Source organism: Kitasatospora sp. NPDC023120, from assembly GCF_055560835.1.
Window position 1 is genome coordinate 1 of sequence record NZ_JBVHHY010000047.1, and the last position, 14,754, is coordinate 14,754.

Here is a 14,754-nt window from a genome sequence, read left to right on the forward strand (position 1 = left end):
GTGCTGTGGGTGGGGGGTTGGGCGTCGTTGGCAGTCTGAAAATCACCCGCAACGCCCCTCTCCGGACCACCCCCTGCGCCGCCCCCTCCCGCAGCACGTCCCTCTCGCCAGAGGGGAGGGGAGGGGAGGGGAGGGGAGGGTGGGGAGGGGGTGGTGATGCGGGGTGGTGCGGGTGGGGGGTGGTGGTGGGGGTGGTGCGGGGTGGGGGGTGGTGGTGCGGGGTGGTGGGGGTGGTGCGGGGTGGCGGGGTGGCTCAGGTGGTGGGGATTCCGGGGAAGGGTTGGTCGGGGGCGCCCCAGTGGTGGGCGCGGAGGGTGCAGTCGCGGAGGGCCAGGGCGGCGGGGAGGCGGTGGGGGGTGGGGACGGCGGCGACCAGGTCGGCGTAGATGGTGGTGAGGCGGGCTTCCAGGTGGGCGGCGAGTCTGGTGGCGTCGGTGGGGGTGGTCACCGGGAAGGGGAGTTGGTAGCCGGCGGCGGCGGGGGTGGGGGCGACGCCGAGGGAGGTGAGGAGGCGTTGCCAGGTGTCGCGTCGGGCCTGGTGGGCGGCGTAGGTGGTGCGGGCGTCGGTGCGGTGGGGGTCTTCGGGGAGGTGGGCGCCGACGATGCCGTAGCCGTAGATGGCGGCGTGTTCGGCGCTGAGGGCGTTCTGGAGGGCGGTGAGGGCGGCGCCCGGTGTGGGGCCGGGTGTGGCGGTGACGGAGGGTTGGTCGGGGGCCGGGGGGACGGGGGCGCCCAGGACCGTGGCGTGGACGGTGTTGGCGGCGGCGACGGAGGCGAGCAGGCGGGCGAGGGACGGGCTCGCGGCGTCGAGGTCGGCGAGGTGGGACTCGCCGGTCTGGCGTTCCAGCAGGGCCAGGGCGGTGGGGGTGGCGGTCACGGGTGGTGACGGGAGGGCCGAGGCGGGCAGACCTTCGGCGAGGGCGGCGCGGTGCTGGGCGTTCTCGGCGCGGAGGTCGGCGCGGGGCGCGGGCTGGGCGTCGTACCCGGCGAGGAGGGTGTCGGTGGCGGCGATCGCGCGGAGGCGGATGGGGGCGTCCGGGTCGGGGCGGGGGCTCGTGGTGCCGGGTGTGGGGCCGGTGTGGTCGGTGGTGCAGGCGGTGAGGGTGAGCAGTCCGAGGGCCAGGAAGGTCCGTCGGCTGGGCGGCTGCATCGGGGTCACTCCGGGGCGTGTACGGGAGGACGGCCTCCCCGCCTGCCCTCGTCAGCGTGAATGATTACAGAATCCCCACGTCCTCGGGCCTGGTTCGGGCACACCGGGTTACGGGCGGGCGGGTGTGAGCTTGCTCGCAGTGGGTGGTGTGCGAGCGGTCGGGCATGGTCCGGAATCGGTGGTTGGGGGCTTCACCGGATAGGCTTTGGGCCGAGCTGCCGTGACCCGGTGTGGCGCCGAGGGCGCGGGGCGACCTTCTGACAACAGCAGACGCGGCCGAGGAGTCCACCCGGATGAGCACCACCCACACCGACCGGCTGCGAGCGTTGCTGGAGCCGCTGGCCGCGCAGGCCGGACTGGACCTGGAGGACGTCAGGGTCACCAAGGCGGGCAGCCGCCGGCAGGTGCAGATCGACGTCGACACCGACGGCGGCGTGGACATGGACACCATCGCCGAGTTCAGCCGGGTGGTCGGTGAGGCCCTGGACGAGTCGGACCTGATGGGGGACGAGGCCTACCTGCTGGAGGTCGGCTCGCCGGGTGCGGAGCGTCCGCTGGTGCTGCCGCGGCACTGGCAGCGGGCGGAGGGTCGGCTGGCCAAGATCCACCTGGTGGACGGCGGGGAGATCGTCGCCCGGGTGCTGGAGGCCGACGAGGACGGCGCACTGGTCGAGGTGCAGCCGGTCAAGGGGCGCGGCCGTCCGAAGGAGCGCCGTCTGGAGTACGGCGAGGTGGCCCGGGCACGGGTCCAGGTCGAGTTCAACCGCAAGGAAGACGAGACGCTCCTGGACGAGGCCGCCGACTTCGACGAGGGGGACGACGGCGCCGAGTGACCCCCGGGTGCCGTACGACCATGACGAACGTGACGAAAGACGAGGAGGCGTAGCCGTGGACATCGACATGAGTGCCCTGCGCACGCTGGTCAACGAGAAGAACATCCCCTTCGACCTGCTGGTCGAGTCCATCGAGTCCGCCCTCCTCACCGCGTACCACCGCACCGAGGGCTCGCGCCGCCGCGCCCGGGTGCACCTGGACCGCAAGAGCGGCCACGTCACCGTGTGGGCCATGGAGGACCCGACGGAGCTGGACGAGGGCGTCGAGCCGAAGGAGTTCGACGACACCCCGAACGGCTTCGGCCGGATCGCGTCCAGCATCGGCATCCAGGTGATGATGCAGCGCCTGCGTGACGCCGCCGACGACCAGACCTTCGGCGAGTACGCGGGCAAGGAGGGCGACATCGTGACCGGTGTCGTCCAGCAGGGCAACGACCCGAAGAACGTGCTGGTCGACATCGGCAAGCTGGAGGCCATCCTGCCGCCGCAGGAGCAGGTCCCGGGCGAGGACTACCGGCACGGCACCCGGCTGAAGTGCTACGTGGTGGCCGTGCGACGGGGTGTGCGCGGGGCGTCCGTGACGCTGTCGCGCACGCACCCGAACCTGGTGAAGAAGCTCTTCGCGCTGGAGGTCCCGGAGATCGCGGACGGCAGCGTGGAGATCGCCGCCATCGCCCGTGAGGCCGGCCACCGGACCAAGATCGCTGTCTGGTCGCGCCGCCAGGGCCTGAACGCCAAGGGTGCCTGCATCGGTCCGATGGGTTCCCGGGTGCGCGCCGTGATGGGCGAGCTGCACGGCGAGAAGATCGACATCGTCGACTGGTCGGAGGACCCCCGCGAGATGGTCGCCGCCGCGCTGTCCCCCGCGCGGGTGACCAGTGTGGAGATCGTGGACGCGGCCCAGCGCTCCGCCCGGGTGATCGTGCCGGATTACCAGCTGTCGCTGGCGATCGGCAAGGAGGGGCAGAACGCCCGCCTGGCCGCCCGTCTCACCGGGTGGCGGATCGACATCCGGCCGGACACCGAGGGCCAGTCGGAGGACGGCGTCCGCCCCCAGTAGGAAAAAGTGGGTGGCGAAAAGCCGGTAGTCGGTGCTGTCCTAGCCGTCCCTGCGGGTCCCCCGGGATCTGTGGGGCGGCGCCATGTCGCTTCGGAGGGGTAGACTTGCCTTCGTCTGGCCGGACGCACGTCCGAGCACGCCCGGAACGCACCTGCGTGGGCTGCCGCAAGCGCGCGGCCAAGCACCAGCTGTTGCGTGTCACGGCGGTCGAGGGCGAGTGCGTCCCCGATCCCCGTGGCGCACTGCCGGGCCGGGGCGCTCACCTGCACCCCGATCCGGCCTGCCTCGACCTCGCGGTCCGCCGTCGGGCGTTCCCCCGGGCCTTCCGGCTCCAGGGCGCGCTCGACACCGAGCGGCTCCGCGAGTTCATCGGGGAGCGGGCAGGCGGAGCCTCTTAGACGGGCCACCTCCCGCGACGGCCGCCGCTCCACGCGGCGGAGAACCACCGCAACAAGCACAGCGCTCGGGCAGCCGCGCGCCGTGCCACCAGTCAGGTACCTCGCGATGTGGAAGTAGGTCGAGATTGCGATGAGCACTCGATGAGTACGCGATGAGTACGCGATGGGTACGCCCATGAAGTAGCGACAGTCCGGCGGACGAGACCCCCGGACTCATAGACAGGAGTGAAGTGGCTAAGGTCCGGGTTTATGAACTCGCCAAGGAGCTTGGTTTGGAGAGCAAGGCCGTCATGGCCAAGCTCACCGAGCTCGGTGAGTTCGTCCGTTCGGCGTCCTCGACGATCGAGGCGCCGGTCGTGCGCAAGCTGACTGACGCGCTTGGTGTGGCCCCCACCGGTGGTGGCGCTGCCAAGCCTGGCCCGCGGAAGCCCGCGGCGCCCCAGCCCGCGGCGGGTGCCGCGGGTGCACCCAAGCCGGGTGCTCCGACCCCGGGACCGCGCCCTGCCGCGGCCCCCGGTCCCCGTCCGACCCCGGCCGCTGCGGCTCCCGCCGCTCCGGCCACCCCCGCCGCCCCCGCTGCCCCGCGTCCGGGTGCGCCGACTCCGGGCCCGCGCCCGGCCGCGCGTCCCGCCGCTCCGGCGGCCCCGGCGGCTCCGGCCGCGCCCGCGGCCGAGTTCTCCTCGCCGGCTCCGGCGGGTGACGCCCCGCGTCCGGCCGCCCAGGCCCCGCGTCCGAGCGGTCAGGCCGGCGGCGGTGCCCGTCCGGGCCCGCGTCCGGCCGGCCCGCGTCCGGGCAACAACCCGTTCACCTCGGGCAGCGCCACCGGCATGGGTCGCCCCGGCGACCGCCGCCAGGGCGCCCAGGGTGGCGCTCCGCGTCCGGGTGGTCCCGGTGCCGGTGCTCCCCGTCCGGGTGGCGACCGTCCGCGTCCGGCCGGTGCCCCGGGTGCCGGTGCTCCGCGTCCGGGTGCTCCGCGTCCGGGTGGTCCCGGTGCCGGTGCTCCCCGTCCGGGTGGCGACCGTCCGCGTCCGGCCGGTGCCCCGGGTGCCGGTGCCCCCCGTCCGGGTGGTGCCCCGCGTCCCGACGGCATGCCGCGTCCGGCCGCGCCGCGTCCCGGCGGCCCGACCCCGTCCGGCATGCCGCGCCCGAACCCGGGCATGATGCCGCAGCGTCCGGCCGGCCCGCGTCCGGGTCCGGGTGGCCGCGGTCCGGGTGGCCCCGGCGGTCGTCCGGGTGGTCCGGGTGCCGGCGGTGCCCGTCCCGGTTTCCAGGGCCGTCCGGCCGGTCCGGGCTCGCGTCCGGCCGGTGGCGGCTTCGGCGGCCCGCGTCCCGGTGGCGGTGCCCCGGGTGGTGGCGGTGGCTTCGGCCCCCGTCCCGGTGGCTTCGGCGGTCGTCCCGGCGGCCCGGGTGCCCGTGGTGGCACGCAGGGCGCCTTCGGTCGTGGCCCGGGCGGTCGCCCGGCGCGCGGTCGCAAGTCGAAGCGGGCGAAGCGCCAGGAGTACGAGGCCATGCAGGCCCCGTCCGTCGGCGGTGTGATGCTGCCTCGCGGCAACGGCCAGACCGTTCGCCTGTCGAGCGGCGCCTCGCTGATGGACTTCGCGGAGAAGATCAACGCCAACCCGGCCGCGCTCGTCTCCGTCATGTTCAACCTCGGTGAGATGGTCACCGCGACCCAGTCGGTCTCCGACGCGACCCTCGAGCTGCTGGCCGGCGAGATGGGCTTCCAGCTGGAGATCGTCAGCCGGGACGACGAGGACCGCGAGCTGCTGGAGTCGTTCGACATCGACTTCGGTGCCAACGAGGGCGACGAGGACCAGCTGGCCCCGCGCCCGCCGGTCGTCACCGTCATGGGTCACGTCGACCACGGTAAGACCCGCCTGCTGGACGCCATCCGCAAGTCCAACGTGGTGGCCGGCGAGGCCGGTGGCATCACCCAGCACATCGGTGCCTACCAGGTCGTCACCGAGGTGAACGGCGAGCAGCGTCCGATCACCTTCCTCGACACCCCGGGTCACGAGGCGTTCTCCGCCATGCGTGCCCGTGGTGCCAAGTCCACCGACATCGCGATCCTGGTGGTCGCGGCCAACGACGGTGTCATGCCGCAGACGGTCGAGGCGCTGAACCACGCCAAGGCCGCCGGTGTGCCGATCGTGGTCGCCGTCAACAAGATCGACGTCGAGGGCGCCGACCCGACCAAGGTCCGCGGTCAGCTGACCGAGTTCGGCCTGGTGGCCGAGGAGTACGGCGGCGACACCATGTTCGTCGACATCTCCGCGCGCCAGGGCCTGCACATCGACCAGCTGCTGGAGGCCGTGGTCCTGACCGCGGACGCCTCGCTGGACCTGCGGGCCAACCCCGACCAGGACGCGCAGGGTATTGCCATCGAGGCCCACCTCGACAAGGGCCGCGGTGCCATGGCGACCGTCCTCGTCCAGCGCGGTACCCTCCGCGTCGGCGACTCGATCGTCGTGGGCGACGCCTACGGCCGCGTCCGCGCGATGCTGGACGAGAACGGCAACAACCTCACCGAGGCCGGCCCGTCCCGCCCGGTGCTGCTGCTCGGTCTGACCTCCGTGCCCCGCGCCGGCGACAGCTTCATCGTCGTCGACGAGGACCGCACCGCCCGTCAGATCGCCGAGAAGCGCTCGGCCCGCGACCGCAACGCCGCCTTCGCGCAGCGTCGGGTCCGGGTGTCCCTGGAGGACCTGGACAAGGCCATCGCCGCCGGCTCCATCGAGCAGCTCAACCTCATCATCAAGGGTGACGTCTCCGGTTCGGTCGAAGCCCTCGAGGACGCCCTCGTCAAGCTGGACGTGGGCGAGGAGGTCGAGCTCCGGGTCCTGCACCGCGGTGTGGGTGCCATCACCGAGTCCGACGTGGACCTGGCGATGGGCTCGGACGCCATCATCATCGGCTTCAACGTGCGCGCGGAGGGTCGTGCGCGCGCCGCGGCCGACAAGGAAGGCGTGGACGTCCGGTACTACTCGGTCATCTACCAGGCGATCGAGGAGATCGAGAACGCCCTCAAGGGCATGCTCAAGCCGGAGTACGAGGAGGTGCGCCTCGGCGCCGCGGAGATCCGCGAGGTCTTCCGCTCCTCCAAGTTCGGCAACATCGCCGGTGTCCTGGTCCGCGACGGCATCATCCGCCGCAACGCCAAGGCCCGCCTGCTGCGCGACGGCAAGGTCGTGGCGGAGAGCCTCACCATCGAGGGTCTGCGCCGCTTCAAGGACGACGCGACCGAGGTCCGCGAGGGCTTCGAGGCCGGTGTCACGCTCGGGTCGTTCAACGACATCAAGGTCGAGGACGTCATCGAGACCTACGAGATGCGCGAGAAGCCGCGCGCGTAAGCGAGTGGTGTCCGGGGCCGGTCGACGGGTGGTATTTCCGTCGACCGGCCCCGGTCTCGCTGTGTAGGGTCCGGGGAGCGGCCCTGTTCCGGGCTGCTCCCCGAGGCCTTCCAGGTCGGCGAGACCTGTCATACATGTTCGTGGGAACACTCACCTTCGACCTGCTGCTGGGCGACGTCCACTCGCTCAAGGAGAAGCGTTCGATCGTGCGGCCCATCGTGGCCGAACTGCAGCGCAAGTACAGCGTGTGCGCTGCCGAGACCGGGAACCAGGATCTGCACCGCCGGGCCGAGATCGGCCTCGCGGTGGTGTCCGGCGATGCCGGGTACGTCACCGAGGTCCTGGACAGCTGTGAGCGGTTGGTCGCCGGCCGCCCCGAGGTGCAGCTCCTCTCCGCGAGGCGGCGGTACCACAACGACGACGACGAATGAGAGCTGTGGAGCCGGCCGGCGGAAGTCGCCGTTCTCACACAGATCAGGACCGAGAGCGCCCGCAAGGCCGGGCGCGGGCCGGTACTTTGGGGCGTGGGCCCCGACGGGTGCGCAGCTCGCCCGGGTACCGGGCCCATTGCACGAGGAGGCAACGTGACCGACACCGCAAGGGCGCGCAAGCTCGCCGACCGCATCCAGGTGGTCGTCGCCCAGACCCTGGAACGGCGGATCAAGGACCCGCGACTGGGGTTCGTGACCATCACCGACACCCGGGTGACCGGCGACCTGCGCGAGGCCACCGTCTTCTACACCGTCTTCGGTGACGAGACCGAGCGCGAGGCCACGGCCGCCGCGCTGGAGAGCGCCAAGGGCGTGATCCGCTCCGAGGTCGGCAAGATCGGGGTGCGTTTCACCCCGACGCTGACCTTCGTCGCGGACGCGCTGCCGGAGAACGCCCGGAACATCGACGATCTGCTCGACCGGGCGCGGGCCATCGACGCGGCGGTGCGCACCACCGCCGCGGGGGCGGCCTACGCCGGTGACGCGGACCCGTACAAGGTTCCGGCGTCCGAGCGTGACGACGAGGACGAGTAGTCATGGCAGGTGAGCCGGCGAAGGCCGCCTCGCGAGCCGGATCGACCACGGGGGCGTCCTCCACCAGCACGGTGGAGGGTGCCCTCGCGGCGCTCCCGGGGCCGCGCGCCGAGGAGAGCGGGTTCGAGCTGCTCTGGCAGCAGGTGGTGACGGAGATCGGGCGGGCCCGTTCGATCGACCTGATCTGCCACATCTGCCCGGACGGCGACGCGCTGGGCTCCTCGCTGGCGGCCGCGCTGGCGCTGCGCGCCCTCGGCAAGCAGGTGCGGGTGTCCTTCGGCGACGACCCGCAGATCGTGCCCGAGTCGCTGGCCTTCCTGCCCGGCCAGGAGCTGATCGTGCCGGCCGCCGAGGTGCCGGACGTGCCCGAGCTGGTGCTCTGCTTCGACGTGGCCGCGGAGAGCCGGCTCGGCCTGCTGCACGACAAGGCCTTCGCCGCGCCCGTCCTGGTGGTGTTCGACCACCACGCCTCCAACCCGGGCTTCGGCACCCACCAGCTGATCGACCCGACCGCGCCGGCCACCGCCGTGCTGGTCGACGAACTGCTGAGCCGGCTCGGCGTCGAGCTCGACCGGGACCTGGCCACCTGCCTCTACACCGGTGTCGCCACCGACACCGGCTCGTTCAGGTACCGGGCGACCACGCCCGCCACCCATGAACTCGCCGGCCGGCTGCTGGCCACCGGCATCCGGCACGACCTGATCTCCCGGCAGCTGTGGGACACCTCCTCCTTCGGCTACCTCAAGGTGCTCGCGGGCGCGCTCGACCGGGCCGTCTACGAGCCGGAGGCGGCGGACGGGCTGGGCCTGGTGTGGACCTGGGTGCCGTACGAGGACCTGGCGCTGTTCAGCGTCACGGTCGAGGAGATCGAGGGGCTGATCGACATCCTGCGCCGCCCGGCCGAGGCCGAGGTGGCGCTGGTGCTCAAGCAGGACCCGGACGGCACGCTGCGTGGCTCCTCGCGCTCCAAGGGCGCGGTGGACGTCGCCCGGGCCTGCGCCGAGCTGGGTGGCGGGGGGCACGTCTACGCGGCCGGTTTCAGCGCCCGGGAGGACGTGGCCGCGGTGGTCGAGCGGTTCCGCGCCGCCCTGCGACCGGTACGTTGATCATCCGTTGATCGTCTCCTGACGTTTTCCGACGTTCTCAGAGAAAGAACCCGATGAAGCGCAAAGGCACCGGCCCGGACGGCCTGGTGATCGTCGACAAGCCCGAGGGCATCACCTCCCACGGGGTCGTCGCCAAACTTCGGTGGCTGGCCGGCACGAGGAAGGTCGGGCACGCCGGCACGCTGGACCCGATGGCCACCGGCGTCCTGGTGATCGGGGTCGAGCGGGCCACCCGGCTGCTCGGCCACCTGATGCTCACCGCCAAGACGTACGAGGCGACCGTCCGGCTGGGCCAGACCACCGTCACCGACGACCGGGAGGGCGAGGTCACCGCCTCGACCCCGGCCGGCGCCGTCACCCGGGAGGCGATCGACGCCGGGATCGCGGCGCTCACCGGCGAGATCATGCAGGTGCCGTCCAAGGTCAGCGCGATCAAGATCGACGGCAAGCGCTCGTACGCGCGGGTGCGCGAGGGCGAGGACTTCGAGCTCGCGGCCCGGCCGACCACGATCCACTCCTTCACCGTGCACGACCAGCGCGCGACGGTCGCCGAGGACGGCACGCCGGTGATCGACCTGGACGTGACCGTCGAGTGCTCCTCCGGCACCTACATCCGGGCGCTGGCCCGGGACCTGGGCGCCGGGCTGGGCGTCGGCGGGCACCTGACCGCGCTGCGGCGCACCAAGGTCGGGCCGTACGGGGTGGAGTCGGCGCGCACCCTGGAGCAGCTCGAGGAGAAGCTCGAGGTGCTGCCGATCGCCGAGGCCGCGGCGGCGGCCTTCCCGCGCTGGGACCTGGACGAGGCGTCGGCGGAGAAGCTGTCGCACGGCTCCCGGCTCAAGGCGCCCGGGCTGGGCGTGGACGGACCGATCGCGGTGTTCGGGCCGGACGGGCGTTTCCTCGCGCTGGTCGAGGAGAAGGGCGGGCAGGCGAAGCCGGTCGCGGTCTTCGTCGGCTGAGCCCCACCGCTGCTCGGAAAGCCCCCCGTCGGGAGTCCTCCTGACGGGGGGCTTCCGCGTACCGGGACCCTTTCACCCGAACGGGGAGCGTTCACTCGCGCGAGGGAGCGCACGAGGTGAACGCCCGTGGTGAGCGGCGTGGGCGCGGTGGGCGCGCCGCCCCGGCGGGCAGGCTCCCGGCGGTGAGCGAGCGACGGTCGAGGGGGCACTCATGCCGGGGTTTCAGGAGGGCGATCCGGAGCGGTACCTGCTGCGGATCCGCGACCTCAACGGGCGGCTGCACGGCTTAGGGTTCGTCGCCGACGCGCAGGGCTGGGTGCTGACCGCGCACGAGAGCGTGGCCGGGCTGGACCGGGTCGTCCTGCACACCCCCGGCGGGCAGACCCGGGTGCTCGGCCCGGACGCCGTCCTGCCGCTGCCCGAGCACGGGCTCGCGCTGCTGCGCACCGACGGGGTCGGCGGGCTGCCGGTGCCGCCGCTGCCGGTGGCCGCGGTCGGCGACGGGCACGAGGTGCTGCTGGCCGCGCTGGCGGGCGAGGACGGACGGGCGGTCGCGCTGCGCTGCGGGCTGCTCGGGGTCACCGGCGCCGGGTACGGCGGGCACCCGCTGGGCGGTGTGCTGCTGCTGGACGTGCCGGTGGTCGGCGGCGTCGCGGTGCCGGCCGGCTCGCCGGTACTGGACGCCCGCAGCGGGGCGGTGATCGCGCTGGCCGCGCCCGCGGTCCGGGGCCCGCAGCACGGCGGAGCGCTGCCGGCGGTCGGCGCCGGCGGCGGCGCGGTGGAGATCGCCGAGGCGCTGGCCGGGCTGCTGGCGCGCAACGCCGCGGCGGTGCCCGCGTACGGTCCCGCGCTCAACCTGGCCGGGGTGCTGCGGCTGACCGCCGTCCAGCTGGCGGCAGCCGGGGCCGGTCCCGGGCGGGTGGCCGCACTGGCCGCGGACCGGGTGGACCGGCCGGACGGCCTGGCCGGGGACGAGCCCGCCGCGACCGTCACCGCGCTGGTCGGCGCCTCCGGCAGCGGGCGCTCCACCGAACTGGCCGCGCTGGCCGCCCGCCGCACCGGCGGCGCCCACCCGCTGCCCACCCTCTGGCTGCGCGGCGCCGACCTGCGCGCCGGGGACCGTTCGTTCGCCGAACCGGTGGAGCGGGCGCTGGCCGCGGCGGCGGCCGAGCTGGGCACCCCGACACCCGCGCCGGAGCCACTGGCGGCGCTCTGCGCGGCGGCCGGGCGGCCGCTGCTGGTCGTCCTGGACGGTCCGGAGGAGGCCCCGGCGCGCCTGGACGAGCGCTGGCTGCGCGGCGCCGGGCAGTGGCTGACGGGCTGCGGGGCGCGGCTGTTGACCGCCTGCGGGGAGGAGCTCTGGGAGCGGCTGGCGGCCGAGCCCTGGGGCAGCGGCACGCCGGACGCCGCCCGCGCCGAGGATCCGCACCCGGACGGCGACCTGAGCAGCGCCCCCACCGTGCGGATGGACGGCGTCGGCCCGGGCGCGCCGAGCCTGGCCGGGCACCGGCTGGGCCCGCTGCCCGTCGAGGCCGCCGAGCGGGTGCGCCGCCGGTACGGGCTGCCGCCCGGCCGTCCGTCAGCCGCCGAGGACGCCCGGCACCCGCTGGCCGTACGGCTGGCGGGGGAGCTGTGGGCCGAGGGGCTGCGCGACGGGCCGGTGGGCCGGGGCGAGCTGTTCGGCGCCTTCCTGGACCTGCGCTGCCTGCGGGTGGCCCAGCGGCTGGCCGAGGACGGCCGGCCGCGCCGCCCGGGGGCCCACCGCCGGGGCGCCGCCCGGCCCGGCGGACCGCGCCAGGGGCGGGTGCGCCGGCTCGCGGCGGCGGTGGCGGGCCGGGTCCACGAGGCGGCCCGGCGGATGCTCGGCAGCGAGCCCGGCGGGCTGGACCGGGCCGTCTTCGAGGAGCTGTTCCCGGTCGACGGCGGCTGGGCCACGGCGGTGCTCGCCGAGGGTCTGTTCGTCCCCGCCGGGCCCGGATACCGCTTCGCCCACGGGGAGTTCGCCGACTGGCTGCAGGGCCTGCACCTGGACCTGGACGCGGCGCTGCGGCTGCTGCTCGGCGAGGCCGCGGACACGCCCCCCTCACCCGCCGGCGGTCCGGACGCGCCCGGCCGCGCCGCCGGGCCGAACCCCGTTCCCCGGCACCGGATCGGCCCGGTCGCCGCCGCGCTGCGCCGGGTGGCCGAGACCTGGGGCGCGCCCGCCCTGGACCCGTGGCTGCACCGGATCTGGCGCGCGCTGGACCTGCGCCCGCCCGGCAGCGAACCCGCCTGGTGGGCGGCCCGACTGCTCGCCGCGGGGCTGGCCGCCAGCCCCGACCCGGCCGAACACCGGGCACTGCTCGACCAGTTGGCCGGACGGATCGCCGAGCGGGCCGTGGCGGCGGGCGGGGCGGCGGCGCTCCCGGGCGCCGGGCTGGGCCACTTCGGCCCGGCGTTCTGGACCGGCCTCGGCCTGCCGGTCGAGGACGAACTCGCCCTGCTGCGGCGCCTGGTGGCCGCCGACGGCCCCGGGCAGCGCTTCCTCGGCACGGTGGCCGGGCGGCTGCGGTCCGACCCCGTCACGGTGTTCCCGCTGCTCTGCGCCTGGCTCGACGACCGGCGCGGCCTGCCGGGCCGTCCCGGCAGCACCGTCGCCGACCTCGCCCACGACCTGCTGCACGCCCACCGGCGGCTGGCCCTGGACGAGTTGGCCGACGCGCTGGCCGCCGCCGCGCACCCGCGGGCGGACGCGCTGCTCACCGTGCTCGCCGTCGAGGAGCCGTCCGCGCTCTGCCGCGCCGTGGACCGCTGGAGCCACGACCGGCGGCCCGAGCGGCACGTCGCGGCCGCCGTGCACGCGCTGCGGACCGCCCCGTACGCGACCGGGGCCGGGGCCGAACTGCTGCGGTTCACCGCGCTGACCCTGCTCGCCCGCGAGGACGAGCCCGGACTGCACGGCGCGGCGCTGGCCCTGCTGGTCGGCGATCCGGCGACCAGGGCCGAGCACCTCCCGGCCGCGCTCGCCCTGCACCGGGCGGGCGGCGACCCCTTCCTCACCCCGAGGGCGCTCGCCCCGGCCCTGGAGAGCGACCCGGAGCCCGTCCTCGCCGCGCTCGCCGACCGGCTCGCGGCGCCCGGCCCGGCCACCGCCGAGACGCTGCGGGTGCTGGCCGACGCCGCCGCCCCGGTGGCCGTGCGGCGCGGCGCCGAACTGGCCGCCCGGCTGCTGCGCGGTCACCCGGGGCTCGCCGGTCCGGTCGCCGCCGACTACCTGGGCCGTCGGCTGGCGCGCGCGGCGGCCGTCGGCCCGGCCGACCGGCTGGAGCTGCGGCTGCTGCTGGGTGCCGCGCTGGCCGCCCGTACGGCGGCGGTGCGGCGGCCGTTCGCCGAGGTGCTGTCCGTCCCGGTGCCCGACCCGGCGGCGGACGCGCTGCGCTGCGAGCTGCTGGACACCCTGCTCGCCGCCGAGAGCGACCCGGCGGTGCTGACCGCCGCCGTGGAGCGGCTGGCCGAGCACTGCGCGGCCGAGAACCCTGTCCGGGCCCGCGCGGTGCTGGCCCGGACCACCCCCGCGCTGCCGGGCGCCGACGAGCTGCTGGTGCGCTGCGCCGGACGCTCCGCGGCCTTCGCCCGGCTGCTCGTCCGCTGGCCGCGGGACGCCGCCCCGACCGCGCCGGACGGCCCCCGGCTGGCCCGGATGCGGGCCCTGGTGGCGGCCGGCCGGGATCCGCAGTACGCCGCCGCGGAGGCCGAGCGGACCGCGCCCGACCGGGCCGCGGGGCCGACGGGGCGCTCAACCCGTATTCCGGTGCCTGAGCCGGGGCAGGCGCATGGCACGCTATAGGGGTTCGGGTTTTGAGCGTTTGAGCGTACAGAGGGTACGCACCGTACGGAACAAGGAGCGGTCAGGTGCAGCGCTGGCGTGGCCTGGAGGAGATCCCCGGTGACTGGGGACGCAGCGTCGTCACCATCGGCTCGTTCGACGGGGTGCACCGCGGACATCAGCTGATCATCGGGCAGGCGGTCGAGCGCGCCCGCGAACTCGGCCTCCCCTCGGTCGTGGTGACCTTCGACCCGCACCCGCGCGAGGTGATCCGCCCGGGCAGCCACCCGCCGCTGCTCGCGCCGCACCCGCGGCGGGCCGAGCTGATCGCGGAGCTCGGCGTGGACGCGGTGCTGGTGCTGCCGTTCACCACCGAGTTCTCGAAGGAGTCCCCGGAGTTCTTCGTCCGGCAGGTCCTGGTGGACGCGCTGCACGCGCGGGTCGTCATCGAGGGCCCCAACTTCCGCTTCGGGCACCGGGCCGCCGGGGACGTCGCGCTGCTCGCCGAGCTGGGCAGGGCGGACGACTTCGAGGTCGAGGTGGTCGACCTGCAGGTGTGCGGCACGGCCGGGGACGGCGAGCCGTTCTCCTCCAGCCTGACCCGCCGGCTGGTCGAGGCCGGGGACATGGCCGGCGCCAACGAGGTGCTGGGCCGCCCGCACCGGGTCGAGGGCGAGGTGGTGCGCGGCGCGCAGCGCGGCCGCGAGCTGGGCTACCCGACCGCCAACGTCGAGACCGTGCCGCACAGCGCCATCCCGGCCGACGGCGTGTACGCGGGCTGGCTGACCGCCGACGGCGAGCGGATGCCCGCCGCGATCTCGGTCGGCACCAACCCGACCTTCGACGGCACCGCCCGCACCGTCGAGGCCTACGCAATCGACCGGGTCGGCCTGGACCTGTACGGGCTGCACGTCGCGGTGGACTTCCTGGCCTACCTGCGCGGAATGGAGAAGTTCGACTCCATCGAGGCGCTGCTGGACCGGATGGCCGACGACGTCAAGCGCGCCCGCGAGCTGACCGACGGGGTCTGACTCCCGCGATGACGCGCGAAGGGCCCGCCGACCTGCT

11 protein-coding genes are annotated in these 14,754 nt (G+C 74.9%); 10 read left to right on the forward strand and 1 reads right to left on the reverse strand.

Going from position 1 to position 14,754, the window contains the following annotated elements; all coding sequences use genetic code 11:
* Positions 1-253: 253 nt before the first annotated feature.
* Complete coding sequence (locus ACZ3TI_RS38270; RefSeq protein WP_465734806.1) at positions 254-1,150, reverse strand: ferritin-like domain-containing protein; 897 nt, start codon at positions 1,148-1,150, stop codon at positions 254-256.
* Positions 1,151-1,443: 293 nt separating this feature from the next.
* On the opposite strand from ACZ3TI_RS38270, the gene rimP reads away from it, so the two are divergent.
* From rimP to ACZ3TI_RS38320, 10 genes are all read left to right on the forward strand, one after another.
* Positions 1,444-1,983: a ribosome maturation factor RimP gene (gene rimP / locus ACZ3TI_RS38275; RefSeq protein ID WP_465734751.1), complete on the forward strand. Its 540-nt coding sequence runs from the start codon at positions 1,444-1,446 to the stop codon at positions 1,981-1,983.
* A 55-nt stretch (positions 1,984-2,038) separates the two neighbouring features.
* Complete coding sequence (gene nusA / locus ACZ3TI_RS38280) at positions 2,039-3,043, forward strand: transcription termination factor NusA (protein WP_465734753.1); 1,005 nt, start codon at positions 2,039-2,041, stop codon at positions 3,041-3,043.
* A 155-nt stretch (positions 3,044-3,198) separates the two neighbouring features.
* The gene (locus tag ACZ3TI_RS38285; protein ID WP_465734755.1) at positions 3,199-3,441 is read left to right on the forward strand and encodes a YlxR family protein; all 243 of its coding nucleotides are present in this window, start codon (positions 3,199-3,201) and stop codon (positions 3,439-3,441) included.
* Between the two features lie 230 nt (positions 3,442-3,671).
* Positions 3,672-6,791: a translation initiation factor IF-2 gene (gene infB, locus ACZ3TI_RS38290; protein WP_465734757.1), complete on the forward strand. Its 3,120-nt coding sequence runs from the start codon at positions 3,672-3,674 to the stop codon at positions 6,789-6,791.
* A gap of 134 nt (positions 6,792-6,925) precedes the next feature.
* A complete protein-coding gene (locus ACZ3TI_RS38295) occupies positions 6,926-7,222 on the forward strand; it encodes a DUF503 domain-containing protein (RefSeq protein WP_224284125.1) in 297 nt (98 codons plus the stop codon).
* 153 nt (positions 7,223-7,375) lie between these two features.
* Positions 7,376-7,816, forward strand: a complete 441-nt coding sequence (gene rbfA / locus ACZ3TI_RS38300; RefSeq protein WP_465734760.1) for a 30S ribosome-binding factor RbfA — start codon at positions 7,376-7,378, stop codon at positions 7,814-7,816.
* 2 nt (positions 7,817-7,818) lie between these two features.
* Positions 7,819-8,922: a DHH family phosphoesterase gene (locus ACZ3TI_RS38305; RefSeq protein WP_465734762.1), complete on the forward strand. Its 1,104-nt coding sequence runs from the start codon at positions 7,819-7,821 to the stop codon at positions 8,920-8,922.
* A 53-nt stretch (positions 8,923-8,975) separates the two neighbouring features.
* Positions 8,976-9,881, forward strand: coding sequence for a tRNA pseudouridine(55) synthase TruB (truB, locus tag ACZ3TI_RS38310; protein ID WP_465734764.1), 906 nt, complete (start codon positions 8,976-8,978; stop codon positions 9,879-9,881).
* A 211-nt stretch (positions 9,882-10,092) separates the two neighbouring features.
* Positions 10,093-13,707: a serine protease gene (locus tag ACZ3TI_RS38315; protein WP_465734766.1), complete on the forward strand. Its 3,615-nt coding sequence runs from the start codon at positions 10,093-10,095 to the stop codon at positions 13,705-13,707.
* 65 nt (positions 13,708-13,772) lie between these two features.
* A complete protein-coding gene (locus ACZ3TI_RS38320; RefSeq protein WP_465734768.1) occupies positions 13,773-14,717 on the forward strand; it encodes a bifunctional riboflavin kinase/FAD synthetase in 945 nt (314 codons plus the stop codon).
* The last annotated feature ends 37 nt before the right edge of the window (positions 14,718-14,754 follow it).

Bases quoted from the DNA above. Each gene is read 5' to 3' on its own strand.
- ACZ3TI_RS38295 (WP_224284125.1), top strand. From the start codon at position 6,926: ATGTTCGTGGGAACACTCACCTTCGACCTGCTGCTGGGCGACGTCCAC.
- ACZ3TI_RS38270 (WP_465734806.1), bottom strand. From the start codon at position 1,150: ATGCAGCCGCCCAGCCGACGGACCTTCCTGGCCCTCGGACTGCTCACC.
- truB (WP_465734764.1), top strand. From the start codon at position 8,976: ATGAAGCGCAAAGGCACCGGCCCGGACGGCCTGGTGATCGTCGACAAG.
- ACZ3TI_RS38315 (WP_465734766.1), top strand. From the start codon at position 10,093: ATGCCGGGGTTTCAGGAGGGCGATCCGGAGCGGTACCTGCTGCGGATC.
- ACZ3TI_RS38305 (WP_465734762.1), top strand. From the start codon at position 7,819: ATGGCAGGTGAGCCGGCGAAGGCCGCCTCGCGAGCCGGATCGACCACG.
- rimP (WP_465734751.1), top strand. From the start codon at position 1,444: ATGAGCACCACCCACACCGACCGGCTGCGAGCGTTGCTGGAGCCGCTG.